Origin of the sequence: Flavimarina sp. Hel_I_48 (assembly GCF_000733945.1) — a bacterium.
Taxonomy (GTDB): Bacteria; Bacteroidota; Bacteroidia; order Flavobacteriales; family Flavobacteriaceae; genus Leeuwenhoekiella.
Genome location: NZ_JPOL01000002.1, coordinates 327,561 through 352,315, shown reverse-complemented (window position 1 = coordinate 352,315; position 24,755 = coordinate 327,561). Strand labels below are relative to the sequence as shown.

The following is a 24,755-nucleotide window of genomic DNA, read 5'->3' as shown; positions in this document are numbered from 1 at the left end:
ATTTATTAGCAATGGAATTAAAAGAAATGAACAGAAAGTTGAAAAATCATCCAGAACCAAAGAAAAATGCTACCGGAATGGTTGAAAATGTGATGGAACAGTTCAATACCGCCGCTGATCACATAAATCTCAATCCCAATATACGCAAGATCCTTGCGGTGACCAACAATGAACTTATTATTCACTTTCCTGCTAAGCGGGATAATGGGGATGTCGAAATATTTACTGGGTATCGCGTGCAACATAATAATGCTCTTGGCCCTTATAAAGGAGGGCTGCGCTATCATGACACGGTGGATATAGATGCAGCGAGGGCACTCGCCATGTGGATGACCTGGAAAACGTCATTGGCTGGGTTACCATATGGCGGTGCCAAAGGGGGGATAAAAATCAATCCTAAACTTTATACGCAGTCTGAACTTGAACGTATAACAAGACGTTTTACCTACGCCCTGGGCGAAAATATAGGGCCAGAGCACGATATACCGGCACCAGATGTAAACACCAATGCGCAGACCATGGCCTGGATAGCAGATACTTATATGTCTACGAAAAGCCCGTCTGAACGTTCTACCTATCAACATGTGGTGACTGGAAAACCTGTGGGCTCAGGCGGACTGGAAGGGAGGGACCGTGCCACAGGTTACGGTGTGTTCCTTTGTATAAAGTTATGGATGGAAGAAAAAAATATAGATATAACAGGTAAACGTTTCATCGTTCAGGGTTTTGGCAATGTAGGCTATTGGGCCGCACTTTTTATGGAAAAAGCAGGAGCGGTGATGGTTGGGGTGCAGGATGCGTTTGCCAGTATATATACCAGTACCGGGATCGATGTGGAAACCCTATATGGTCACATCAAAGCCAACGAAGGAAGCGTGCAAAACTATCCGGAAGCGAACCAGATTGATAAAGATGACTTCTTTGGTCTTGATTGCGACATTATAATCCCAGCTGCGCTGGGCAACCAGATCACTCAAGATAATGCCCCCTCCATCAAAGCCATTCTCATTGCCGAGGGTGCAAATGGTCCTACCAATGTGGAAGGTGAAAAGATACTTTTAAATAGAGGGGTGGCCATTATCCCGGATATACTGTGTAATTCGGGCGGCGTGATCACAAGTTATTTTGAATGGTTGCAAAACCGAAATGGTGAACTCTGGAAACTTGAAGAAGTCATGGAAAAGCTGGAAACAAAACTGGGTGCCAGTTTTCATAATGTCCTAAGGGCGGCAGAGGAGCGCAACATAGATATGCGCACCGCTGCATATATAATCGCCATTGAGCGTATAGAAAAAGCCTATGTACAACGGGGGATTTTCCCATAATAATTCACTTTACCCTTATTAAAATGAAATACGGAAGTTTGATCCTTGAAAAAAAGGAATATGTTCTATTAAAAAGGCTGATGAACCTGGCTGCACCACATAGAGATATGGTTGAAAAAAATGCCGTGAAAAGGCTAAATGAGGAACTATCCGGGGCCCTTATCGTGGATGAGCAGGACGTGCCATCCGATGTGGTACGCTTCAACAGTACGGTTACAATTAAGGCAGGGGAATGGAACAGGACCATTCAATTGGTAATACCCTCCGAGAGGGATACCAAGAGCGATAAGATTTCCATTATGTCCCTTATGGGAATGGTGCTCATAGGATATTCCACCGGTGATCACTTAAAATGGGAATTTCCCAATGGGACCAAGGAACTCTCCATTGTGAAGGTGAAACAGTCCGGCACCCCAACGGCCTCCTCGATCCTGATTTAAATAAATAATCAAATTAAATTATATGATATGTCAACGGTACGGATGTATGATCACGATTCTGAGCATGAGAAACTGCAAAAGAATAAAATGATGGAACTGGAGGGATGGCTGAAGCATCTGGGTTCCATAGAATGTGATATCGATAGTATGCTTGAGATAATCAGTGGTATATGTAGTGAAAAAAACCTGCTTTATCAAAAGCTGATGGACAAGAAAAAGGAGAACCGCTCACAATTGGACGCGCTTTACAGATATAAAAACGAGGCAGGCAAAATACTGGAATGCGAGGACCTGCAGTGCGATCAATATTATGGCAAACGGCATAGGGATTTCAGGATGCTCTACCACTATAACCTGGAGAAATACGATAGGTTGAAGGAGGATTTTTTCACTGTGGTTTCCGCCAGTCAAAATGTGGGTCACACATTGAATTAGATATAACATAAAATCAACACAGCACATTGTCAGCAATCAGAGAACTGAATGTCAGGATCAGGGAACTTGAGATAAGGCTTTTTCAAAAGGACATGGCCGAAGCCGATGATTGGATAGAGGGACTTGAGGGTTTGAACCATGAATTGGGGATGCTATTACTGATCGAAAAACATGTTTTGAGGGATGATAGAATAAGATATGACCTACTGGCCTGGCGAAGGGCGAACACCCTTACAGTGGCAGATCTCTGTAAATATCAACAGGACATAAAAACTGAAATGGAATACGGTCGTGGTGGCCATCACTCGGAGTGGGTCAAAATCCATGAAAGGTATAGGGCAAAACATATGGGACACTTAAGCGCTTATGCGAGTTTTAAGATAAAAGTGCTCGGTAAACTATTGATATAAGAAAAGATCAATTGAATGTGGTATTGAATACGAGGTATTATTGATGATCGAAAATTTTATAATTTAATAGTCTTTTCTAACCTTGTGATCATTTTCCTACTTATATGGTTATTGCCTATCCCCCCATATTTATTGAAGACATTCAAAAAGATCCATATAATTTTCATAGAGGAATAATATAAATATGCCCTTCTGTTACCCAGGAAACGAGGAAATCTTTTAATGAACAAGTTATGAACGACCTTAAATTTTATTTACAGATAATTATAGCGGTCATTATTTTTATATTTTGCCTTTTTTTGTTGAATTTGTTATTGTGCCTTTTCATGTAATTGACCTCAAATAGAGGTAATATGTTGATAACATAATTTATTAATTATGCTGCTGCTATATATTCATTGATAGGATCAAATTTTGATATCTGCTTAGATAAAAGACAAATACCCTAACATAATTTTTAATGGATATCTTATAATGTCCAATAATATAGTATGGGAAATGAGCTTTAGGTTTGACAGTGAAGCCGGATGATGTTCAGTTTGTGTGTTCATTACAAATGTATAGGTTGTTCCCAATGAATGTTTGATACAGTTTTACGCGGCTGAATTTTATCCATCGAGACCGACCATTCAATTTCCATGGTATTCATCCCAAAACTTGAAACTCCATTCATTGTAATTTCAATCAACTATTCAATTAAACTATGGTCATCAGCAATTATTATATATTTTTTCAATAAAACATAGCAAATAAATATTGACAAGCTCAAAATAGATCCCCATAAAAGTCCCGTTTTTAACTGTTCTGTATATTTGCCTAAAATTGCTATGAATACTGTAAGGGGTAAAATACCTACCATTGTTGCCCCTATGAACTTCCAATACCCCATTTTTAACAACCCAGCTATAAAACTTATGGCATCATTTGATAACAATGGGTTGAGCCTTGTTATGATAACTGCCCAGGAGCCATAGCTTTCTATAAATTTTGTGATTTTATTTTCTGTCTTTTCCCCCAATAATTTTGTGATGAAGTTTTTACCCAAATATCGGCCAATAAAATATCCTACAGAGGAAGCAGCAAAAACAGCCATTAGAACTATAACACTTCCCCATATGGGCCCATACGCCAAAATAGAAACGACCATCAGGGCAATAGTGGGTATGACTATTAAAAACATCTGTACTACCATTGCCAATATCAAAAGAATAGGGCCTAACCATCCAAATCCCGAAACCCATTCCTGGATATGCTGCTCATCATCACTTGTTAAAACTGACCAAGCTGTGTCCATAAATTCCCTTATGGTCGGTATAAAAAAGTAACACCCCACAATGCCAAGTATCAATAGAATACTAAAGTAAAGCGGTAATCTACTTTTCTCCATTTCTCTCTGTCATTATTTAAAACTTACTTGTAAAATAGTTGCTTCATTATCCCCAGATTCGTTAGAAATATATAATGTGCCATCTGGGTCGAATGTAATCCCTTCGGGCTGGGCGAAGGTATCCTTATCGAGCTTGTGGACGGTCTTGATAGCCCCATCTGCATCAAGTATTACCAGTTTTGGATCTTTCCCTTCCAATAGATAATATTCTCCCGTTTTAGGGTGAACTGCAACCTCTGAAGGCCTAAATGTTTTATATATTTTCTTTTTTTGATGGCTGGTAAAAGCAGCATCATTCATGTAAATTTTTATGAATGGCTGGGCATCGGTTTCATGACCATCTATCGAAACGCGGTAGATACCTTTAAAACCGTCCTCGAAATCCCTATCCTTTGGTGCGATCAACAAGTCATTTGTCTTTGGATCCAATGTCAGGGTTTCAATATTGTTTTTTGATGTAAAGCGTGTTTCAATTTTTTTAACCTTTATCTTTTTGGTCCTGAAGTTCTCGACCTCAAAAATAGTCCCGTCGCTACGCATAACATAGACATTGTTATTGCGAACTGCAATACCTTCGTAATCACCAGGGCCTGCAAATTTTATTTTATTGGTGATTTTTTTATCTTTTAGGTCATATATAAATATCACCCCATCTTCATCTTGTACACATGCCATAGTTTCCTCCGAAAGCCAGACGATACCGCTCACCTCGTTCAAAATTTCGGGGAGCTGCCAGGAATTATGTATGGTATAGTCATTCTGGGTTTCCTGGGGCATTTTGTTGCCTTTACCCTTAAATGTAAAAGCGGTTATAATCACCACAGCCGTTAACGTCGTGATGGAAATTATTTTAATACCCTTCATAATATATTGTTTAGGGTAAATATCACTTTCAAATCTGTAAAGAATATGGAAACAGTAATGGAACAGTGAATTCAAGGGCTATCGGGAAATTGTAACCTGAAGGTATGCATGCCTTGAAAAGTATACGTGAGTTCTACTCCATATCTCTGGGCAATGGCCATAGAAATGGACAGTCCAAGCCCTGTAGAGTTTTTATGATTGCTCGTATGTTTAAATCGGGTAAAAAGGGAAGATCTATCAAGTTCTTTAAGTGCACCGAAATTCCTTATTTCCCAAAAATTTGATTTTATTTCAACATGGATCTGTTCTTTTCTCTTTCCATGCACCAACGCATTTTTAATAAGGTTTGTTAGCAGAATTATAGCGAGGTCCACATTAATTGTGTATTCTAAAGCAGTCCCTGAATCCACGTTTATCTTCATCTTTTTATGAGCAGCAAGATCCTTAAAATCCGCTGCAATATCCAGGGTGAGTTTTGTAAGATCAATGATTTCTTCTTTTTCAAATTGCCTGTTTTCTATTTTTGAAAGCAATAAAAGTGATTTGTTCAGCCTTGTTAACTTGCCCAAACTGTCCATGATGGTTGAGAGATCTTTAAGTTGGTTTTCCCTCAAATCATTGTTCTCTAGAAAAAGTTCCAATTTGTTGATGCTAACGGCCAGCGGGGTCTGTAATTCATGGGATGCGTTTTCAATAAATTCCTTTTGGGCCACATATTTGTCAGTAGATTTTCTAATGAGTCTATCTACAGTAGAGTTGAGCAAATTAAATTCTTCTATATTAGAATTTGGGATGTGTAGGGATGTATGCTTCTCGATGCGGAAATCCCTCAATTGTGTGATCAGGTCATAAAAGGGTTGCCAAATTTTTCGCAGCAATAAGTTATTCATAAATAAGATACTGAATACTAATAGTAGATATAGGCAAAGCAGATACAGAACCATATCCTCTACCAGATCATCCTCTTCTACCATGGAAGTAACAATTTTCAATTTGTAGTGATCATCACCATATGCAATAGCACTTTCGAATATGCGAACCGGCTCGTAATCTCTCTCATTGAGCATATACATTAAGGTATCGCGATAACTCTCCTTAAAATCCAGATAGCCCGCTTTGGATATGGGCGTAAAATTATAAACGTGTTTTTCAAATTTTGAATCATTTTGTTTGAGTATGGTGGGGTCATTCTCAATACGCTGTAACATTAGGAATTTCTGATTTTCCAGACCGTCATCCAAACTATCGTAAATTTCATCAAGCATTGCGAAATAAAACAGTACCGCCCAGCCTGTAATAAGGGGCAAGAGCAGTATTGCCACATATTTTGAAGTGTAATTGAGCAACCGCATTATACCACATCTAGTTTATACCCCACGCCATATACAGCTTCCACGTTTATGTTTGATTTTTTTAGTTTTTTACGCAAATTTTTGATTTGAGAGTAAATAAAATCAAAACTATCGGTTTGGTCTATATGGTCTCCCCACACATGTTCTGCAAGTGCTGTCTTGGTTACCAGACGCGTTTTATTGGTCGTTAGGTACATTAAAATATCATACTCTTTTCTATTGAGTATAATTTCTTCATCTGCCATTTTAACGGTCCTGTTTTCCGGGTTAATCATTAAGTTACCAATTTCGACCACGGTACCGCCGGCAAAGTTGCGGCGCCGTAAAACTGCTTTCACCCTTGCATGTAGCTCGGCCATATGGAAGGGCTTTGGCAAGTAATCATCTGCACCAAGGTCCAGTCCGGCCAGGCGGTCATCTAATGAATCTTTGGCCGAAACGATAATTACGCCCTCATTCTTGCCCTCACTTTTAAGTTTTTTGAGGAGTTCTAGGCCATTTCCATCTGGCAGTCCAATATCCAGCAAAATGCAGTCATACTCGTAAATACTTATTTTGTCACCGGCAGTTTTAAAATCTGAGGCCGCTTCCACAATATAATGTTCTCGTTCCAAACTATTCTTCATGTTGATCAGCATTTCAGGGACATCCTCTATGATAAGTATTTTCATCTCAGCATTTGTTTTAAACAATAATATAATTGAAATCTATAAAAAGTTGGGAATTTTATGTTTTTAAAAAAATGCAGGGCATTAATGGCTTTTCCAATTGACTACAGATTTATCCCTTTACTTTACGTCAAATTAAAAAATATAGTATCATGAAAAAATTGAGATTATCCGCAGTGGCATTGATTGTTACTGCAACAGTAAGTGCACAGGATTTGATGACAGACCAGGTACCAACAACTTTAAACAGAAGTTTTCAGGAAACATATCCCAATGCTACCGATGTGGAGTGGGAAATGGAAGGAGGAAATTACAAGGTTGAATTTGACGTGGATAAAATGGACAATGAAATCTGGTATTCAAAGGATGGGAATATTTTAAAGGCCGAAATGGAAATGACAGAAAGGGATTTACCCACAGCTGTAAAAACTACCGCCAAAACGAAGTATCCAAAATACAAAATTGATGAAGTAGAAATGACCGAAGAAAACGGACAGAAAACCTATGAAGTAGAACTTGAGAAATGGTTCCAGAAAGACAAAAAGGTAATAATTGCCGAAGATGGAACATTCATAAGTGAACGGTCATAATTTGATCTCATTAAAAATCAAGCGAGTATGGAAGTCTTTCAATACTCGCTTTTTTTAGGTTATGTATTTTTTCAATGAAGGGATATTTAATGGGTAAATGAACTTCATGAAAGTTCAAAGAAACCAATGTCTTAAACCCTAAAATAAACCCTTTGCCCGAAATCTTCAATTATAGGTATGGGAAATGAACTTTGTGTGGGGGTTTTGGAAAATTCACCTAAAGTTGAAGCAAAATGCTTTTGGTGTAGAGCGATCAAAAAAATCTCTTTTGAGCCTGATAGATAGTTCAAACAAACCTGGGTTAAAGTATACCAGAGCGAATTTTCTTAATCTCTATAAATTTTTTTTGGATTATACGTTGCCCTTGAATTTATATTAAAGAAATTATGCTATTTATAATGTTAGTTTACTTCTTATTTTGAGATCCTATTCTAAAGTTTTGAATAAATCCTTTAATTTACTTTCCAATCTGGTTTTCTAAAATCTTCAGATACTTTTTCCGACAGCGCACTAAATTCTTTTTCTGTCAATGAATTATTGCCTCCTAAAAACAGAAGTCTAAGGTTGTTCAATGTAGCTACAGGCCTAATATCTTTAATATTATTATCTGCCAATCCCAACTCTTCTAACCTGTTCAGGTTTTCTATTCCGTTTAGATCCTCAATCCCCACATGCCACAGATACAATACTTTGAGATGAGCCAAATTTTTGATTCCCGACAAATTATATACACGATTTTCATTTAGGTTTAGGGACAACAAAGCGGGTGTCTCCTTAAGAAATTTAAAGTCTTGAATAAGATTGCTTGATAAGTTCAATGTGTTTAGGTTCTCGTGTACACAATCTATATCTATTGAAGAAATATTATTTTTTGACAAATCAAGTGCTGTTAAACTGGTAAAACTCTTGATCAATAAATTACCAGATAAATTGTTATCTGATAGCGTTAATACTCTCAATCGAGCATGGTTATTCAGTCCGCCAATTTCTTCAATATTATTCCCACTTAAATTCAGATTTGTCAGAAACGCACAAGTTCTTATACAGTCCATTGTTTTCAAATAATTATGGCTGGCATTGAGCCACGTTATTTTATGCTCAGGAGTAAAGACGTCCTCAATGCTGGTCAAATAATTATGACTTAAATCGAGGGCGGGTAATTTTTTAAGGTTTTTGAGAGGTGAAGCATCCCTTATTTTATTCTTCTCTAAAAATAATCCAGTTAAATGATCAAGATTTTTGAGAGGCGCTATATCCTCAATTGAGTTTCTGCCTAAATGTAACTTACGTAAGTTTACCAAGTATTCTATTCCGTCCAGTTCCTTTATTGCTCGGTTTCGACCGTTTAGTTCGATTATCGATTCAAGTCTGTCCTGGCCCGATTCACTAATCAATTTCCGCAGGTTTTTATCTTTTATTTTTTCTATATCAATCATTTAGATCTTTTATTTATTAACGTGTGTTATGAGATGATATAACAGTATTTATAGTCTTCCATTTTTAGAATAGTATTTGTCTATCATCCATTATATAGCTCTTCTATTCAATCTACAAATAAAGAGTTTCATTTCAGCAATTAAAAGGCATTTGAGTTTTTAGGATAGAATATTCATTGATGGAAGCGCGGGAGCAATTGATTATTAGTTTCATTATGCAGAATCCTTCTTCAATAAATTTAAAGACGTCTATTTGATTAAAGAGCTGAAATCCTAAAATGACCCTGTAAAGGCTATCCGGAAATGTTTAATCATAGGTATGCGAAAATGAACTTTGGTAGGGCTTGGGAAAATTACTTAAGGTTAAATCGAGATGCTTTTGCCGGAAAACGTTCAGACAAACCTTTTATGAGTCTGGAGGTTAGTTCAAGAAAACCTGGATTTAAATAAACCTAGTATTGCGGAAGCGACTTTTTTCAATGTTAATTAGAGCTAGGCTCTAATCGGCTTTCGTGTGATGGTTTACGAACCGTGCTATAAGAGACCCGTACTTTGGTGTCAGGGGTGCACCGTAAGTTTACGCTCACAGCCATATACCCGACTATACATTAGTACTTTTACAATATTTTTTATGTTTTTCACCCCAGTTTTCAAGTTCTTTAATTATAGGTTTTAACTCATACCCAATGGTCGTTAATTCATATTCAACACGAGGTGGAACTTCTGCATAAATATTGCGGGTCAAAACTTCATTTTTCTCTAATTTTTTTAGTTCCAACGTAAGCATTCTTTCTGTTATGTTCGGTAAAACCTTTTTTATCTCTCCAAATCGTAATTTACCACTTAACAACGCATAGCAAATCGGTAGTGACCATTGCCCACCAATGATATTTGTAGAATAAACTTCTAGGCATTCTTTAGATAAAGCTTGTTTGTTGGCAAAGTTGGTGGACGTTTCCTTGATTTTAGACATTACTTACATTTTTGTTAGTACCCTACAATTGGTTGTCGACTCAAATAACTAAAAATAGGAGTTTATTTTTGTACCCGAAATTTAAAGATTACAATTATGAAAACCTTGGTTATTCTGACTCATCCAGATATAGAAAATTCAATAACTAATAAAAGATGGATTGAAGAATTAGAAAAATATCCAGATCAATTTGTTATTCATCAACTATATAAAATTTACCCAGATGAAAAAATCAATGTATTGGCAGAGCAAAGATTACTGGAAAAATATAGTAAAATCATTTTTCAATTTCCCTTGTATTGGTTTAGTTCTCCACCACTTCTAAAAAAATGGTTTGACGAAGTTTTAAGTCATGGATGGGCTTTTGGGAGTAAAAGTGATTATAAACTAGAAAATAAGAAAATAGGTCTAGCTATAATCGCAGGAGCAACTAAGGAAAATTATTCAATAAAGGGTAATTACGGGCATTCTTTAAGAGAAGTATTATTTCCGTTTGAACTTACCTTTAAATATGTAAAAGCTAATTATCGTCCATATTTCGTAAATTATGGATCTGATTCAGACGCACCAAGAGAACTTATTGAAGAAAGCGCTTTGAAATATCTCTGTTTTATCAATGCTTTGTAGGTTTCATTTTCAACATTAAATATAAAGTGATGTTTGAACGCAGTAAGCGTCAGATTACGCAGTATCATATTAAATCTGCAGCATTGCAAGAATGCACCTGATTCCGCAGGAATCTGCCAGCGCGCTTATTGTATTTATATCTTGTGGTAAGGCATTTTTAAAATGTTCAACAATAGCTATCGGAAACTAAAATTTTGATGACACTTGAGAAAATGTAATTAAAGTAGAATATTAATGCTTTTGACGAAAACGATCAAAAAAACCTCTTTTGATCCTAGGGGATAGTCGAAGAAAACCTGATTTTTTTAACTAATAGGAATCTAGACTGTCCAGACTCTGTCTGGACAATTTTAGGGAAAGCCTGAAAGATTAGAAATAATGAAAATTAAACCTTCTAAAGTTCAAGAAAACCTGGGTTAAAATACCCGAATTTCGTCTTCAACATAATTTCCTTCAATGTTCATTTATGGGCTGGAAAATTATATTTTCAAAATCCAGTTCGCTGTGGGGAATCCAAAAAGTTATTTTTTCAATTCTTGATAAATCTGAACTTTTGAAATCCAGTTTCTGATTTGAACTTCAAAAAGTACATTCCATCCGCCAATTGCCCAATGTCAATGGATTTTGTATAATTTCCTGATCCAACCAGGGTTCCCTGCATAGAATAAATCTCATAGGATATGTAATCCGAATTGCCCTTATGAAAGATGGTGTTCTTTGAAGGGATCGGATATATACCCTCTTTGCCAAAAGTGGATTCCTCGGAACTTAAAACTTTATCGGTAAACTGATATATCGATTGTTTTCCCGTTAGATAATATAACGTATCGTCTTTATTCGCCAATCCAATTACCCCGGCACCAGGATTGTCATTAACAATGGATGGTGTTAGAGGAAGGTCGGTGTCCGACAGATCTATCCTTAGTATCTTATCTAGGCTTTCAAACCCTAGATACAAAAAGTTCTCCACGACCAGGGAGGATTGTAAAATTCCATTTGTATTTGTGCTGCTGACAAGTATTTTGGTGGGATTTTCCGAAGAAACATCTATTTTGTAGATCTCATTGCTATTGCCGTCCTGAACCTGATAGTAAAGTTCGCCATTGTAGATTGCCGGATTGCGAACTTTGCCATCTTCTTCATTATATAACAGGGAGTAATTTCCAGTGGCTATATCCATTTTGTAGATATTATTCAAATCTGAAACATATACCATATCATTGTCGATGGCAATACCATCTGGCCCGGTAACAATCTCGACGTTCACTGGGGCTATCGGAATAGTTTGATCCAGATCAACTGAGGAAAGTGAATTGGGATTTTCCAGGACAATGCAATAAAAATCATTATTTGAGGGGTCATATCTGATTTTCCAAACCGGACCATCAAAATTTGAGACCGTCTCAATATGATTAACGTCATCAAGACTGAATCTATATAGTTTCTGCGAATTAAAGGTGGATACATACATGTCATTTTCAACAACCTCGATTGAGACCGGCAATTCTCCGGCAAAGGAATCTGATACAAGAGTTTGTGCATTTATAGATCCTGCCAACAATAAAATCAGTGATACTATATATAAAGTTTTTTTCATTTAAATTTTATGTGTTACAACGTCAGGATGTAAGTACAGGCGCGTTAATTTTTTACGTTGACCAATTTAATAATTTTATATTAACGCCTACTATATTTTTATCTCTCAAAATTCGTTCAGAGGAATACAGGATTTTTAAAATAATATCCTGCCGGATATGGAAATGTTTAATGGGAGGTATGGTAAAAGAAATTTGGGTGTTCTTCCAGAAAATTTACTTGAAGATAAAGCAATTTGCCTTTTTGGGAAAACGATTAAAAAAATCCTATTTGAGCCTGGTGGATAGTTCAAACAAACCAGGGTTTTCCTACCTACTTCTAGGATATCTCCCTGCCTGTTCAACAACCTATCAATGACTATCTTAGTTTAATTAAACTAGGGGTATTCAAAATACAATATAATTAACTCACTAAGCCCTATACTGAAGAGGGGTAAAGCCGGTAGTTTTCTTAAATATCCTATTAAAATGCTGTGGGTATTTAAAACCCAGTTCATATGAAATCTGACTGATGGATTTATCAGTATTGAAAATACGCTCCTTCGCAACTTCGATCAGTTTTAAGTGAATATTTTCCATGGCGGATTTACCGGTTTCCTTTTTTACCAGATCCCCAAAATAATTAGGGGATAGGTTTAGTTTCTCCGCAAAATAGGCCACGCTGGGCAAACCATTTTTCTGTGGTTGTTCAGATTGAAAATAAGCATTGAGCAAAGTTTCAAATTTAGAGAGTGCTCCGCTGTTTAGATTTTCACGCGTAATAAACTGCCGGTCGTAGAAGCGTTCGCAATAATTGAGCAGTAATTCTATATTATTGGCAATGATGGTTTTACTGTGTTTATCGATCGCGTGATCGAGTTCGTGATCTATTTTGGCAAAAATTTCCCTGATAAGTTGTTGTTCTTTTTCCGAAAGGTGCAGGGCCTCGTTCAGTTCATAGCTAAAAAAGGAGTACCGGTGTATTTTACTCGCTAGATCGGTGCCTTTTATAAAATCGGCATGAAATATCAGTGCGTTACCTTTTGGGTTGTAATCACCCTGGCTCTTGATACCCACAACCTGGCCGGGTCCCATGAAAACCATAGTGCCGGCCTCATAATCATAAAGGTTTCTGCCGTATTGCAGTTGACCACAATCCACACCCTTTAAAAATATGGCGTAAAAATTAAAATTGAATTTGCCGTTGTGCAAAGGCCTGGCGGTTGCACTATCAAAATAGCTTATTAACGGATGCCTGGTTTCAACAGCCTTCAATTTATTGTACTGTGCGATGGTTTCTACCTTAAGTATCTCTTCCATAATGGGGTGCTTCGTTTTTCTAAAAACAAAGATACCATTCAGATTATTAGAAATTTACAGCAAAAGGGCAAATCAGTAAAAATGGTAAGTATCTCCGTAAAATGTATCCTATATACCTAATGGTATTACCGGAAATTTGTATATCCAATAAAATCAAAACGTAATGGAAAAGAGAATATTAGGGAACAACAGGCTTGAAGTTTCGGCACTTGGGCTGGGTTGCATGGGTTTGAGTTTTGGCTACGGGCCTGCAACGGAGAAAAAGGCAGCCATAAAACTTATACGGGAAGCCTATGATAAAGGAGTAACCTTTTTTGATTCTGCCGAAGCCTACGGGCCTTTTGAAAACGAAAAATTGTTGGGCGAAGCACTTGCGCCATTCAGAAATAATGTAATAGTTGCAACTAAATTCGGCTTTAAAGAAGGTGAACCCGGGAAAGGTACAGATAGCCGTCCCGGGCGTATTCGCAAAGTTGCGGAAGAATCATTGAAAAGACTTAATACCGAAGCAATCGATCTGTTCTATCAACACCGCGTTGACCCTAATGTTCCCATGGAAGATGTAGCGGGAACGGTAAAAGATTTGATTCAGGAAGGCAAAGTTAAACATTTTGGACTCTCTGAAGCCGGAGTACAGTCCCTTAGGAAAGCACACGCGGTACAGCCGGTAACGGCCCTGCAGAGCGAATATTCCCTGTGGTGGCGCGAACCCGAAAATGAAATTATTCCCACACTGGAAGAACTGGGCATTGGCCTGGTACCTTTTAGTCCGCTGGGCAAGGGTTTTTTAACCGGCAAAATTGATGAGAAAACAGAGTTTTCCGAAAATGATTTCAGGAACATCGTGCCGCGATTTAACGAGGAAAACCGAAAAGCCAACCAGGCGCTGGTTCAACTACTGGGAAAAATTGCCGAAGAAAAAGAAGCCACTTCGGCGCAGATCGCTTTGGCCTGGCTGCTTCATCAAAAACCATTTATCGTTCCCATTCCCGGAACCACAAAACTGCACCGCTTAAACGAGAATATAGGAAGCGCTGCCATCACCCTGAGCATGGAAGATTTAAAGAACATCGAGCAGGCTTTAAAGCAGATTGATGTGCAGGGAGCCCGATATCCTGAGCGTATGCAAAATATGGTAGGGAAGTAATCAAACTATAAATTCCATAAAATTTTAAATAAATAAAAATGAAGATAAAAACACAGATTATAGGGCTTTTTCTAGTCATTCTAAGCCAATTTAACTACGCGCAGGAAACTGCGGTAGAAGACCAAATAAAAGAACTTTCCGGTCAAAAATGGCAATGGATGGCCGATAAGAATGTGGAAAAGCTGGATGAATTATTTGATGCTGATTCCAGATTTGTACATATGAGCGGCACCTGGTGCAAAGAACGTGAACTGGAGATTATAAAATCGGGAAGTATCTGGTACAAAAAAGCCGACGTGCATGATGTGCTGGTAAAGACCTTTGGCGACACCGCGATCCTTTGGAACCGCATTACCCTTACCGCTTTTGTTAGGGGAAGTGACGTAACAACAGAATTTACCGTTACTGAAATCTATCAAAAGCAAAGTGATTCCTGGAAGCTTTTAGATCTTACCTTCAGCAGTGTCAGGGACACCCATGAAATTGTACATTAAAATATAAAAACATGAGATATTCAAAAATCATCAAAGGTTTATGCGCAATTTTTATAGTTATGATCAGTGGTCAGATCAATGCTCAGGATACCGAAACGGAAAACGAAATAAAGGATCTTTCCGCTAAAAAGTGGCAGTGGATGGCCGATAAGGAGGCTGATAAACTTGCCGAATTATTCCATGATAAAGCGCAGTTTGTGCACATGGGCGGCAGCTGGGGTAAAGAACAGGAAGTTCAGATCATAAAAACTGGCGGTATTTGGTACAAAAAAGCCGATATTCATAAGGTTTCGGCAGATATCATAGAAAATACAGCGATTGTTTTGAGTACTATCACGCTACTGGCCGTTGTTGGGGGAAATGAGGTTTCTCATGATTTTATAGTTACAGAGGTTTATGTAAAAGAAGATACGAGTTGGAAACTGGCAAACCTATCCTTCGTAAATCAGCTTACAGGGGGACCGGGAGAGCATTAGGATTTAAAAGTCTAGTGATAAATATTGTTTCTAATAACTAATATATGAAAAAAATACTTTTTTCCGCACTGGTTCTTTGTATTGGTTTAACGATACACGCGCAACAGGCAGGAGATAATTTGGCTTCTGCCCAAGCTCCTAAGGTAGAAACCTCTTTGGGAATAATCCGTGGATTATCTTCTGAGGAGGTCGATAGCTTTAAGGGAATTCCATTTGCCGCTCCCCCCATGGGTGAGTTTCGTTGGAGACCACCACAGCCCGTCACTCCGTGGGAAGGAGAACTGGATGCTACACAATATGGTGCGAACTGTGCCCAATCTGGTTGGGGTGGGGCTCCCGGCACGATAAGCGAAGGCTCTTCAGAAGATTGCCTCTACCTTAATCTGTGGAGGCCTAAAGATGCTGAAAAAAATGCGGAATTACCGGTTATGGTCTGGATTCATGGCGGGGGTTTTACGGGAGGCAGTGGCGCTGATCCGGGAGTATTAGGAAATGAATTTGCCAAGGATGGAATCATTTTAATCACCATTAATTATCGTTTGGGGCGTTTGGGTCATTTTGCATTTCCTGCATTGAGTGAAGAACATCCTGACGAAGAAAAAGGTAGCTATGCCTTTATGGATCAGATTGCAGCCCTTGAGTGGGTACATGAAAACGTTGCAGCCTTTGGGGGTGATCCAGAAAATGTAACTATCTTTGGGTTTTCCGCAGGGGGTGTATCGGTACATTCGCTCATGACGATACCAAGTACAAAAGGACTTTTTCAAAAAGCGATCAGTGAATCTGGTGGAGGCCGTGACGGTGTGCTAACGGGAAGGCCAATACGGGAAGAAAACGCGGATCCCTTCTATCCTGTTTCTGCCGAAACCATCGGGATTAATTTTGCAAAAAAGCATGGCATTGCCGGAACTGATGCCGCGGCACTCGCTAAACTTCGCGCTTTAAGTGTTGAGGAGATTGTGGATGGCGGGCAGGAAACCGATGGCGATGGTGGCCCGCGCATATATTCAGGGCCCATCCTTGACGGTAAGCTGATGATAGAAACGGCAGAAAGCGCTTACAATTCCGGAAAACAGGCCGATATCCCATTGATAATCGGCTCAAATAGTGCAGAAATAGGAGGTGGTTTTGTAAATAATAGTAATTCAAAAGAAGAATTATTTGCTTTGTTTGGGGACTTCAAGGAGGAAGCGCAACAAGCGTATGACCCTGATGGAAGCAAGGAATTTGCGGAAGTCATTACAAAATTCAATACAGACTGGGTATGGGCAGAACCAGGCCGATTTACTGCCAAGGCTTTTGTTGAAGAAGGAGCTCCGGTTTATATATATCAGTTCGGATTTGTACCAGATCCCATGAAGGAAAGAATGCCCTATGGTGCGGGCCATGGTTCTGAAGTAGCCTATGTCTTCAATAATCTCGATGACCGTTGGGGTAACCCAGAGACAACCCCTAAGGATAAAAAAGTTGCTGAAACGCTGCATAAGTATTGGGTGAACTTTGCCAAAACCGGCGATCCTAATGGCAAAGGATTACCAAAATGGCCTGTTTTCACCCTTAAGAAGACCGAAATCCTTGATATTGAACCTGATGGTACTGCAGTAGGTAAAAAAGATCCCAGAAAAGCGCGGTTGGATCTCATTAAAAAGGTTTCCGAACTGAGAAATCAGTTGCAATTAAGGGGGATTTAATAGAACCTCGATTTTGAAAGAGAATTAACATGACAAAATTACTCGCTTTTATCCTGATGTTATCAAGTTGCGATGCCTCAAATACTAAGGAAGCTAATGCTGGGTCTGTGGTTATTCCTGATCCGGACAAAATATTGATCGTGTATTTATCGCGCACTGAAAATACAAAGACCGTCGCCGAAATGATTCAGCGGAAAACGGGTGGAAAACTGGTAGCTTTGGAAAAGGAAAACCCTTATCCTGAAAATTATCAAAAAATTGTTTCACAGGTAGATCAGGAAAACGAAGATGGATTTCTTCCACCATTAAAGACCAAAATCAAAAATCTGGAAAATTACGATACGGTTTTTATAGGTTTCCCCACCTGGGATATGCAGCTACCGCCACCCATGAAGAGTTTTTTAAATGAAAATAACCTTTCAGGGAAAACGGTCATCCCCTTCAATACCAATGCCGGTTATGGTTTGGGTCAATCTTTAGCGCAACTTCGTTCTCTATGCCTTAACAGTGAGATTCTAAAAGAATTTTCAGTAGAAGGAGGTTATGAAAAGCAAGGGGTGCTTCTGGCGATAAAGGGTGACCGTGAGCAAAAGGTTTCATTACAGGTGGAAGATTGGTTAAGAGCAATTAAAATCCTAAAATAGAAGATTATGAAGTGGATAAAAAATACAGCTTTAATACTGCTATTGGTAGGTTTCAATTATCAACTGGATGCGCAAACAGAGCAACTGAACCCTTCTGAATATAGCATTGCCCAAATAGCCGCAGCTACCGCGAAAGGGGATCTTGAAACCTTAGAAGCGGCGCTGCAGGAAGGGCTGGATAACGGGCTCACCATTAATAAGGTTAAAGAAGAGCTGGTTCATCTGTATGCCTACTGTGGCTTTCCACGCAGCCTTATGGCCATTAACACCCTGAGGGATGTGCTGAGCGATAGAGAAGATCGTGGGATTGAAGACCCAACAGGCGAAGAACCCATCTCTTTAAAAACGGGCAACAAGTACGAAATAGGTAAAGAAGTACTGGCCGAATTGACCGGAGTTGAAGACCGGCCGACCGCAGGATATGCCAAGACCGTTCCTGTTATTGAAGTTTTTCTGAAAGAGCACTTATTTGCCGATATATTTAAACGTGGGGTTTTATCTTTTAAAGAACGTGAAATTGCAACGGTAGCTGCTCTTTTGACCCTGGGTGATCTGGCACCCATGGCCACCGGTCATATCAAAATTGCCATGCGCCTGGGAGTTACGGAACCGCAGATTTTTCAGATCTCAGATATTGTTGAAACTGAAATAGATGAAAAAACCGCTCTTGAGGGAAGAGCAATAGTCGCCGCCCTTATTTCGGGAGAACCCGCCGAAAAGAACACGGATGATTATGATAAGGAGCAATTGTATCCACGTGGAGAAAGAATTGAAAATCCGGCCTTCACCGGAAACGCATGGCTCAATATGCTCGTCACGGCAGACGAAGTCAATAAGAATTCGGCAGGCGTGGTCACTTTTGAACCCGGAGCACGCACATTCTGGCATCAACATCCTAACGGGCAGATCATCCTGGCGCTCTCAGGATCGGGTTTTTATCAGGAAAAAGGTAAGGAAAAGAAAATTTTACGAAAAGGCGAAGTCACCAAGTGCCCTGCAAATACACCGCACTGGCATGGCGCTTCCCCTGATGAAAGATTTGTACAAATTGCCATTACCAGTAGAAGTGATGGACCCACCCAGTGGATGGAAGAAGTTACCGATAAAGAATATAACGATAAATAAAAGAGCAATGAAAAGTGTTAAACTGAATAATGGAGTGGAAATGCCCATCCTGGGTTATGGCGTATATCAAATACCAGATTACAATGAATGTAAAAAAAGTGTTTTAACTGCCCTTGAAGCGGGATATAGAAGTATTGATACGGCGCAGGCCTATCAAAATGAGAATGCGGTGGGCGAGGCCATAAAGGAAAGTGGAATTCCCAGGGAAGAGCTTTTTATCACCACAAAGCTCTGGATATCGGATTATGGTGAGGAAAAGGCAAAAAAAGCCTTTCAAATATCAATTGAAAAATTACAATTGGACTATTTGGACCTTTATTTACTGCATCAGCCCTTTAACGATATATATGGATCGTGGAGAGCTTTGGAAAATATTTATAAAGAAGGCAAGGCCAAAGCAATTGGCGTGAGCAATTTTTTCCCCGACAGGATTGTTGATTTAATCAGTTTCAATAATGTGGTTCCTGCTGTTAACCAGATTGAAACGCACGTCTATTATCAACGCGAGGAAGATCATAAAATCCTGAAGGAAAACAAGGTTCAGCATGAATCATGGGCGCCTTTTGCGGAAGGGCAAAGCGACTTTTTTACTAACGGCACCCTTTCAGAGATCGGAAAGAAATACGGTAAATCGGTTGCTCAGGTTGCCTTACGTTGGATGATACAGCGCAATATCGTGGTTATCCCAAAGTCCGTTACACCATCACGGATAAAGGAAAATATCAATGTCTTTGACTTTGAACTGACCCGGGAGGAAATGCTCACGATTAAAGGCATGAACACCTCAAAGACAAAGTTCTTTGATCATCGAGACCCGGACCGTGTTAAATGGTTTTCGGAACGCGCAAAATAAATACTCTAAAAATTGAAATTTGAATCTCAGACCTTCATTCTGAGTGGTTTTAGCCTTGTAGTCAATGAAGATCCGCATAATTTTGATTAAATTTAGAACACAATAATTTTAAATATATGATCTCACTCAACGTAAATAATAAGCAAGTGCAAGTCGATGTAGATCCTGAAACTCCATTGTTATGGGTTCTGCGTGATCATCTTGATCTAATGGGAACTAAATACGGCTGCGGGGTGGCCCAGTGCGGCGCCTGCGTCGTGCATTTGGATGGGCAGGGGGCCCGTTCCTGTGTGACCAAGGTAAAAAGGGCAGAAGGTAAGGAAGTGGTTACCATCGAAGGGCTGGCGGAAAACCACGATCATCCCGTACAGCAAGCGTGGACCGAAATTGACGTTCCCCAGTGCGGATATTGCCACAGCGGCCAGATCATGTCTGCCGCGGTCCTGCTTCGGGAAAATCCCAATCCCACCGATGCGGATATTGATATTTCCATGTCCGGTAACATCTGCCGTTGTGGGACCTATTCCAGAATCCGAAAAGCCATTCACCGGGCCGCAGAAATCAACAAGAGTAGTACCTGATCGTTAAGCTATACAGTAATTTCATAGTACAGAAACCATGAGCAATACCACATCAAAACCTTCCTTTTTAAAAAGCCGAAATTTTTTGGGCATTCTTTTTATCCTATTGGTTGCCGGAATTACGATAGCTATGAGCCGCACAGGTTATATAAATGAGGAAGCGACATATGTCATGCTTCCTGCGGGCCAACAGGATAGCATTGCTTCTAAAGAAGCCTTTAAAAAAGTGTACACGGTGCTGATGCACCCTCGTTGTTTGAACTGCCATCCCAAAGGGGATGTACCTTTACAGGGCGAGGACAGTCATCTTCACGGTATGTCTCCCCAGCGCGGGAAAGATGGGAAAGGTATGTTTGCAATGAAATGTACCAACTGTCATCAAAACGAAAATTCGCCCGGTGAGCATGCGCCCCCGGGAAACCCGGAATGGCACCTGCCACCCGCAGATATGAAAATGGTATTTGAAGGAAAATCAGCTCCTGAACTCGCAAAACAATTGACTGATAAATCAAAGAATGGAAATAAATCCATCAAAGAACTTATTGAACATGCCGATGATACGCTGGTTAAAGCAGGCTGGCGTCCGGCAGAAGGTTTATCAAAACCTCCAATGAGCCATAAGGAATTCAAGAAATTATGGATTACCTGGCTCAAAAATGGCGCTTACGCCCCGGAAGCTTCAGAATAGTAGACTTACCCATACTTTCTTACAGTATCTGGTAAAACAGAGCAGCAACGCGGTGTTGATACATGGTCAAAAGCGAATGTTTTGAATGGAAAATCGGATAAGTTCAGGCGACTACTAAGTCACTTAGTTTCGATAACTATCGAGATTGTTTCAGAATTTTATATTATAAAATCCTGATTTTCAAATTTAGGATGGGATGCTGTTCCCCCGACTACCCGGAATAAATTTATCATGATGCTAATTGCATCAATTTATAAGTACCTTCTCTATGATACCGCTTCCGTAAATGGATGGTTGTATAACCGTTTGTTCCTTGCCCTGGAAAGCGCATTGGTGTAGGCCGCGAATATGGGAGGAAAGGGCGGTTCGCCCAGTCCGGTGGGATCGGCGCCGTTATCTACAAAATGGACTTCAATATCTTTGGGCGCTTCATCAATCCGGATCAGTTTATAGTTGTAAAAATTGCTCTTTTGAGGCACACCATTTTTAAAGGTCATCTTACCGAACATCGCATTACCCAGTCCATCGGTCACCGCGCCTTCTACCATATTCTTTGCAGCGTCCTTATTGATCACGATTCCACAATCTACCGCACTGTATATTTTATCAAAAACCGGTTTGTCGTTTTCCATTTTTAGATCCACCACATGAGCCACGTAGGAGTTATGGCAATAATATGCCGCTACACCCCTATAAACACCCATTTTTGAGGCATCCCAGTTTGATTTTTCCCGTACCAGTTTTAAAACTTCCATGTACCGCTTGGCATCATAATCGTTGTCTTTGCCTACGGGATTGTTTATGGCTCTTTCAAAAAGGGCAACTCTAAAGTCGATGGGATCTTTTCCGGCAGCGATGGCGACTTCATCCAGGAAAGCCTGTTCCGAAGCGCCCATAAAATTAGATCCCGGTGCTCGAAAGGCGCCAATGGTAATGTTGGAATTTATCTCCCAGGATTCGGCCAGATAATGATCTACCGCGCCGGCAGGGAATCTGTTTTCATGAATGGGACCTTCGGGAATACCACCGCCTTTCACATGATAAGCGGTCAGGTTATTGTTTTCATCAAGAGCCGCTCTAAATTTTACGTGATAGGCCGGACGGTAAATACCATAGGTCATGTCCTCCTCCCGGGTGTAGAAAAGCTTCACCGGACTTTTAATTTTCTGGGAAATTACGGCAGCTTCCACGAGTTCGTGCGAGTAGGCCCTTCTGCCAAAACCGCCCCCCATGCGGGTCATTATAATATCTATTTGTGAGGCATCCATTCCCAATCGTGCCGCTACTGTACCCTCTGTAAACTGCGGCGCTTGCAAGGGGCCGGCAAGTGTAGCTTTTTCAGGCGTAACATTTGCAAAAAAATTGATCGGTTCCATGGCGTTGTGGGCCAGAAAGGGAGCGGTATAGGTGCTTTCTATAATTTTTGCTGCATTTTTAAATGCGCCCTCCGGGTCGCCATCTTTACGTAACTCTTTGGCCGGTTGTTGCGATTTGGCCTCCATCTGCTCAAAATGAGCATCGGTGTTTTCCAGTCCAGATGGAATGGTTTTTTCCGATTTATTACCAAAAACACTCATTTTTTGGGTGTATTCGGCAAATTGTTCCCACTCCAGTTTTAGGGCTTTTTTTGCCTGAATTACCTGCCAGGTACTTTCTCCCACAACCACAACCAGTTTATTGAAGGTAACAGTGTCAAAAATGTTCAGTTCATAATCATCCTTGTATACATCTATGGTAAAAATATCGAGAATTCCTGGCATTTTTCGCGCCTGTGCATGATCCACGGACTTCAGTTTCATGCCAAAAGCGGGAGGATGTGCGATAGTGGCGTATTTCATACCCTCAACTTTATAATCAAGGCCAAAGAGTGGTTTGCCACTGACGATTGCCGGAAGCTCAACGTTCTTTTTTGAAGTGCTGATTATGGTGAAATCTTCAACTTTTTTTAAATTGGTGGTTTCCGGCACTTCCATTTTTGCTGCGGAAGAAGCTATTTCACCATATTTCATTGATTTGCCACTGGAATTTTTGAGCAATCCGCTTTCGGTGGTAATTTCAGAAGCAGGAACGTTCCATTGCTGTGCTGCTGCATTTACCAGCATTTGGCGTGCGGCCGCGCCAGCTGTTCGCAGTCCATTCCAGCCCTGGCGTACAGACTGACTTCCCCCGGCAAACTGACGCGTATATAAGTCCATATTATAAGGTGCCTGCTCTACCACAACATCGTCCCACGCCACATCCAGTTCTTCTGCAACGATCATGGGCAGGGAAGTTTTTACATTCTGGCCAAATTCCGGGTTGGGAGCCATAATCGTGACCTTCCCGTCTTTCGCGATCTTTAAATATGCGTTGAGATTATACCATTCTTCAGGGATATCTTCTGCAGCAATACTGTTATTATCGGTTTTTGAATACAGCAGCCAGTTAAAACCGAGCATCATTCCACCACCAGCAAGAGCCGTAGATTTTAAAAATGACCGTCTGTTTAAGGAAGTTTTGGTTTTTGACATAATGAAGGTTTTTCAGTCCTGTTTTAAGAACCTAAGTTAGTGAAATTACTGATCTCTTATTAACGTTTTGTGTGGAAACTGTTTACAATCAGTAAAATTGGTTAGATAAAAAGTAATATGTATAAATAGAATTTTGAATCCTACCATGAAAACAATCCACATTAATATATCAAATACATTTATACTTTTATAAAGTAAAGGAAGAGCTGAAATTCTAAAATGACCCTTTGGAGGGTATCCTGAAAAGTATGATTATAGGTATGGGGAAATGAACTTTGGGAATGGAAAAGAAATGTTTAATTATCACAATTTTTTTGATCTAAACTTATATGGAGTAATGTTTAATATGATTGTTTTGTCCTGTGTTAGGCGATAATATTCCTTGGAGTAGCCTCCCACAATTTCGTTACAAATTGATCTCTCTGGTACCAATCATTGTAAACAAGCTCAAATTTTTCTATTTTAAAGGTTCCGAAATCATAATCTATATTTTCGTCTAAGATTTTTGAAAATTGTTCAGGTTCCTTTAGTTCCGATCTGAATCGCATAATTGTAGCATGGGCCGTTTGTATAGAATATCTCTTGTCGAGGCTTTGCTCAAGATCGGATTTTTTGAATTCTTTTCTTAGTTTTTCTCTAATATTGTTCAGGCTTTCATTCTCCATAAATCCCTGAACCATGATTCCGGAAGGCGAGGCGGTAATACCCCTGAACCTAATATTCAGATCCCGTTCGCCAGCTAAACATTTCTTTATCAATTCAATATATTTCGGTACATCGATTTGAGCTATGTCGAATCCGTCATAACATGAAATAATCGACATTACGGTAATATGGATATCCGAATTGGGGTAATAGTATTGGTCGGGTTCAATTATTTTTATTTTTTTTAAAAATTTTTGAATCTGCTCTTTTATTTCCATCGAAGGTCTCACCAAGAGTGTTATCCCGAGCCTATTGTCCTTGTCAGAATCAATGAGATTATCGATTTCATAGTTATTAGACGAGATCTTATTTATTGATTCGTTATAAAGTTCTTTGTAGTGCATTTCAATATCCATCAATGTGATTTATTTAATTTTAGATGGTTGTAATATGCTGTCCTGTTTACGGGTTCTGATCAAATTTAACAATTGCCATTGATA

Annotated in this window: 25 protein-coding genes; 15 read left to right on the top strand and 10 right to left on the bottom strand. The window is 39.5% G+C overall.

Annotation, left to right across the window (positions count from 1 at the left end; all coding sequences use genetic code 11):
- Window positions 1–11 precede the first annotated feature (11 nt).
- From P162_RS01825 to P162_RS01810, 4 genes are read left to right on the top strand one after another with little or no spacing between them, the layout of a single operon-like run.
- The gene (locus P162_RS01825; RefSeq protein WP_081868354.1) at window positions 12–1,325 is read left to right on the top strand and encodes a Glu/Leu/Phe/Val family dehydrogenase; all 1,314 of its coding nucleotides are present in this window, start codon (window positions 12–14) and stop codon (window positions 1,323–1,325) included.
- A gap of 23 nt (window positions 1,326–1,348) precedes the next feature.
- Window positions 1,349–1,765 carry a GreA/GreB family elongation factor gene (locus tag P162_RS01820; RefSeq protein ID WP_031425484.1) on the top strand — a complete coding sequence of 139 codons (417 nt, stop codon included), beginning with the start codon at window positions 1,349–1,351 and terminating at the stop codon, window positions 1,763–1,765.
- A gap of 27 nt (window positions 1,766–1,792) precedes the next feature.
- The gene (locus tag P162_RS01815; RefSeq protein WP_164076180.1) at window positions 1,793–2,200 is read left to right on the top strand and encodes a hypothetical protein; all 408 of its coding nucleotides are present in this window, start codon (window positions 1,793–1,795) and stop codon (window positions 2,198–2,200) included.
- A gap of 26 nt (window positions 2,201–2,226) precedes the next feature.
- The gene (locus P162_RS01810; protein WP_051907733.1) at window positions 2,227–2,610 is read left to right on the top strand and encodes a hypothetical protein; all 384 of its coding nucleotides are present in this window, start codon (window positions 2,227–2,229) and stop codon (window positions 2,608–2,610) included.
- Between the two features lie 688 nt (window positions 2,611–3,298).
- Here P162_RS01810 and P162_RS01805 read toward each other — a convergent pair.
- The 4 genes from P162_RS01805 to P162_RS01790 form a co-directional block, all read right to left on the bottom strand.
- On the bottom strand, window positions 3,299–3,958 hold the full coding sequence (locus tag P162_RS01805; protein ID WP_241077719.1) for a TVP38/TMEM64 family protein: 660 nt from the start codon (window positions 3,956–3,958) through the stop codon (window positions 3,299–3,301).
- Window positions 3,959–4,009: 51 nt separating this feature from the next.
- Window positions 4,010–4,861 carry an SdiA-regulated domain-containing protein gene (locus P162_RS01800; RefSeq protein ID WP_035916751.1) on the bottom strand — a complete coding sequence of 284 codons (852 nt, stop codon included), beginning with the start codon at window positions 4,859–4,861 and terminating at the stop codon, window positions 4,010–4,012.
- A gap of 71 nt (window positions 4,862–4,932) precedes the next feature.
- Window positions 4,933–6,183, bottom strand: coding sequence for a sensor histidine kinase (locus P162_RS01795; protein ID WP_206340673.1), 1,251 nt, complete (start codon window positions 6,181–6,183; stop codon window positions 4,933–4,935).
- A 29-nt stretch (window positions 6,184–6,212) separates the two neighbouring features.
- Window positions 6,213–6,884 (bottom strand): response regulator transcription factor, encoded by a 672-nt coding sequence (locus tag P162_RS01790; RefSeq protein WP_031425478.1) that lies wholly within the window; start codon window positions 6,882–6,884, stop codon window positions 6,213–6,215.
- Window positions 6,885–7,033: 149 nt separating this feature from the next.
- Between P162_RS01790 and P162_RS01785 the strand changes: the two genes are divergently transcribed.
- Window positions 7,034–7,471: a PepSY-like domain-containing protein gene (locus tag P162_RS01785; RefSeq protein ID WP_031425477.1), complete on the top strand. Its 438-nt coding sequence runs from the start codon at window positions 7,034–7,036 to the stop codon at window positions 7,469–7,471.
- Window positions 7,472–7,923: 452 nt separating this feature from the next.
- Here the strand turns inward: P162_RS01785 and P162_RS01780 are convergent, their stop codons facing one another.
- Complete coding sequence (locus P162_RS01780) at window positions 7,924–8,907, bottom strand: leucine-rich repeat domain-containing protein (RefSeq protein ID WP_031425476.1); 984 nt, start codon at window positions 8,905–8,907, stop codon at window positions 7,924–7,926.
- 601 nt (window positions 8,908–9,508) lie between these two features.
- On the bottom strand, window positions 9,509–9,880 hold the full coding sequence (locus tag P162_RS01775; RefSeq protein ID WP_031425475.1) for a winged helix-turn-helix transcriptional regulator: 372 nt from the start codon (window positions 9,878–9,880) through the stop codon (window positions 9,509–9,511).
- Between the two features lie 96 nt (window positions 9,881–9,976).
- On the opposite strand from P162_RS01775, the gene P162_RS01770 reads away from it, so the two are divergent.
- Entirely contained in the window at window positions 9,977–10,507 is a 531-nt protein-coding gene (locus tag P162_RS01770) for an NAD(P)H-dependent oxidoreductase (RefSeq protein ID WP_031425474.1), read from the top strand.
- A gap of 529 nt (window positions 10,508–11,036) precedes the next feature.
- Here P162_RS01770 and P162_RS01765 read toward each other — a convergent pair.
- Window positions 11,037–12,065 carry a T9SS type A sorting domain-containing protein gene (locus tag P162_RS01765; RefSeq protein ID WP_164076177.1) on the bottom strand — a complete coding sequence of 343 codons (1,029 nt, stop codon included), beginning with the start codon at window positions 12,063–12,065 and terminating at the stop codon, window positions 11,037–11,039.
- Between the two features lie 448 nt (window positions 12,066–12,513).
- A complete protein-coding gene (locus tag P162_RS01760) occupies window positions 12,514–13,401 on the bottom strand; it encodes a helix-turn-helix domain-containing protein (RefSeq protein ID WP_031425472.1) in 888 nt (295 codons plus the stop codon).
- A gap of 163 nt (window positions 13,402–13,564) precedes the next feature.
- Here P162_RS01760 and P162_RS01755 point away from each other — a divergent pair, with 163 nt between their 5' ends.
- The 9 genes from P162_RS01755 (at window position 13,565) to P162_RS01715 (ending at window position 21,100) form a co-directional block, all read left to right on the top strand.
- A complete protein-coding gene (locus P162_RS01755; protein ID WP_031425471.1) occupies window positions 13,565–14,548 on the top strand; it encodes an aldo/keto reductase in 984 nt (327 codons plus the stop codon).
- Between the two features lie 38 nt (window positions 14,549–14,586).
- Window positions 14,587–15,042 (top strand): nuclear transport factor 2 family protein, encoded by a 456-nt coding sequence (locus tag P162_RS01750; RefSeq protein ID WP_241077718.1) that lies wholly within the window; start codon window positions 14,587–14,589, stop codon window positions 15,040–15,042.
- A gap of 11 nt (window positions 15,043–15,053) precedes the next feature.
- Entirely contained in the window at window positions 15,054–15,518 is a 465-nt protein-coding gene (locus P162_RS01745; protein ID WP_051907731.1) for a nuclear transport factor 2 family protein, read from the top strand.
- Between the two features lie 44 nt (window positions 15,519–15,562).
- Window positions 15,563–17,209 (top strand): carboxylesterase/lipase family protein, encoded by a 1,647-nt coding sequence (locus P162_RS01740; RefSeq protein WP_031425468.1) that lies wholly within the window; start codon window positions 15,563–15,565, stop codon window positions 17,207–17,209.
- Window positions 17,210–17,238: 29 nt separating this feature from the next.
- Window positions 17,239–17,853: a flavodoxin gene (locus P162_RS01735; protein ID WP_031425467.1), complete on the top strand. Its 615-nt coding sequence runs from the start codon at window positions 17,239–17,241 to the stop codon at window positions 17,851–17,853.
- 6 nt (window positions 17,854–17,859) lie between these two features.
- A complete protein-coding gene (locus P162_RS01730; protein WP_035916746.1) occupies window positions 17,860–18,978 on the top strand; it encodes a carboxymuconolactone decarboxylase family protein in 1,119 nt (372 codons plus the stop codon).
- A gap of 7 nt (window positions 18,979–18,985) precedes the next feature.
- The gene (locus tag P162_RS01725; protein WP_031425465.1) at window positions 18,986–19,831 is read left to right on the top strand and encodes an aldo/keto reductase; all 846 of its coding nucleotides are present in this window, start codon (window positions 18,986–18,988) and stop codon (window positions 19,829–19,831) included.
- 116 nt (window positions 19,832–19,947) lie between these two features.
- Complete coding sequence (locus P162_RS01720) at window positions 19,948–20,412, top strand: (2Fe-2S)-binding protein (RefSeq protein WP_031425464.1); 465 nt, start codon at window positions 19,948–19,950, stop codon at window positions 20,410–20,412.
- Between the two features lie 37 nt (window positions 20,413–20,449).
- Window positions 20,450–21,100, top strand: a complete 651-nt coding sequence (locus P162_RS01715; RefSeq protein ID WP_031425463.1) for a c-type cytochrome — start codon at window positions 20,450–20,452, stop codon at window positions 21,098–21,100.
- Between the two features lie 266 nt (window positions 21,101–21,366).
- Here the strand turns inward: P162_RS01715 and P162_RS01710 are convergent, their stop codons facing one another.
- Complete coding sequence (locus P162_RS01710; protein ID WP_031425462.1) at window positions 21,367–23,610, bottom strand: xanthine dehydrogenase family protein molybdopterin-binding subunit; 2,244 nt, start codon at window positions 23,608–23,610, stop codon at window positions 21,367–21,369.
- A 365-nt stretch (window positions 23,611–23,975) separates the two neighbouring features.
- Window positions 23,976–24,671 carry a 2'-5' RNA ligase family protein gene (locus P162_RS01705; RefSeq protein ID WP_031425461.1) on the bottom strand — a complete coding sequence of 232 codons (696 nt, stop codon included), beginning with the start codon at window positions 24,669–24,671 and terminating at the stop codon, window positions 23,976–23,978.
- Between the last annotated feature and the right edge of the window lie 84 nt (window positions 24,672–24,755).

Bases quoted from the DNA above. Each gene is read 5' to 3' on its own strand.
- P162_RS01760 (WP_031425472.1), bottom strand. From the start codon at position 13,401: ATGGAAGAGATACTTAAGGTAGAAACCATCGCACAGTACAATAAATTG.
- P162_RS01715 (WP_031425463.1), top strand. From the start codon at position 20,450: ATGAGCAATACCACATCAAAACCTTCCTTTTTAAAAAGCCGAAATTTT.
- P162_RS01725 (WP_031425465.1), top strand. From the start codon at position 18,986: ATGAAAAGTGTTAAACTGAATAATGGAGTGGAAATGCCCATCCTGGGT.
- P162_RS01735 (WP_031425467.1), top strand. From the start codon at position 17,239: ATGACAAAATTACTCGCTTTTATCCTGATGTTATCAAGTTGCGATGCC.
- P162_RS01740 (WP_031425468.1), top strand. From the start codon at position 15,563: ATGAAAAAAATACTTTTTTCCGCACTGGTTCTTTGTATTGGTTTAACG.
- P162_RS01745 (WP_051907731.1), top strand. From the start codon at position 15,054: ATGAGATATTCAAAAATCATCAAAGGTTTATGCGCAATTTTTATAGTT.
- P162_RS01785 (WP_031425477.1), top strand. From the start codon at position 7,034: ATGAAAAAATTGAGATTATCCGCAGTGGCATTGATTGTTACTGCAACA.
- P162_RS01710 (WP_031425462.1), bottom strand. From the start codon at position 23,610: ATGTCAAAAACCAAAACTTCCTTAAACAGACGGTCATTTTTAAAATCT.
- P162_RS01825 (WP_081868354.1), top strand. From the start codon at position 12: ATGGAATTAAAAGAAATGAACAGAAAGTTGAAAAATCATCCAGAACCA.
- P162_RS01815 (WP_164076180.1), top strand. From the start codon at position 1,793: ATGTCAACGGTACGGATGTATGATCACGATTCTGAGCATGAGAAACTG.
- P162_RS01770 (WP_031425474.1), top strand. From the start codon at position 9,977: ATGAAAACCTTGGTTATTCTGACTCATCCAGATATAGAAAATTCAATA.
- P162_RS01820 (WP_031425484.1), top strand. From the start codon at position 1,349: ATGAAATACGGAAGTTTGATCCTTGAAAAAAAGGAATATGTTCTATTA.
- P162_RS01730 (WP_035916746.1), top strand. From the start codon at position 17,860: ATGAAGTGGATAAAAAATACAGCTTTAATACTGCTATTGGTAGGTTTC.
- P162_RS01750 (WP_241077718.1), top strand. From the start codon at position 14,587: ATGAAGATAAAAACACAGATTATAGGGCTTTTTCTAGTCATTCTAAGC.
- P162_RS01780 (WP_031425476.1), bottom strand. From the start codon at position 8,907: ATGATTGATATAGAAAAAATAAAAGATAAAAACCTGCGGAAATTGATT.
- P162_RS01755 (WP_031425471.1), top strand. From the start codon at position 13,565: ATGGAAAAGAGAATATTAGGGAACAACAGGCTTGAAGTTTCGGCACTT.
- P162_RS01800 (WP_035916751.1), bottom strand. From the start codon at position 4,861: ATGAAGGGTATTAAAATAATTTCCATCACGACGTTAACGGCTGTGGTG.
- P162_RS01790 (WP_031425478.1), bottom strand. From the start codon at position 6,884: ATGAAAATACTTATCATAGAGGATGTCCCTGAAATGCTGATCAACATG.
- P162_RS01705 (WP_031425461.1), bottom strand. From the start codon at position 24,671: ATGGATATTGAAATGCACTACAAAGAACTTTATAACGAATCAATAAAT.
- P162_RS01720 (WP_031425464.1), top strand. From the start codon at position 19,948: ATGATCTCACTCAACGTAAATAATAAGCAAGTGCAAGTCGATGTAGAT.
- P162_RS01775 (WP_031425475.1), bottom strand. From the start codon at position 9,880: ATGTCTAAAATCAAGGAAACGTCCACCAACTTTGCCAACAAACAAGCT.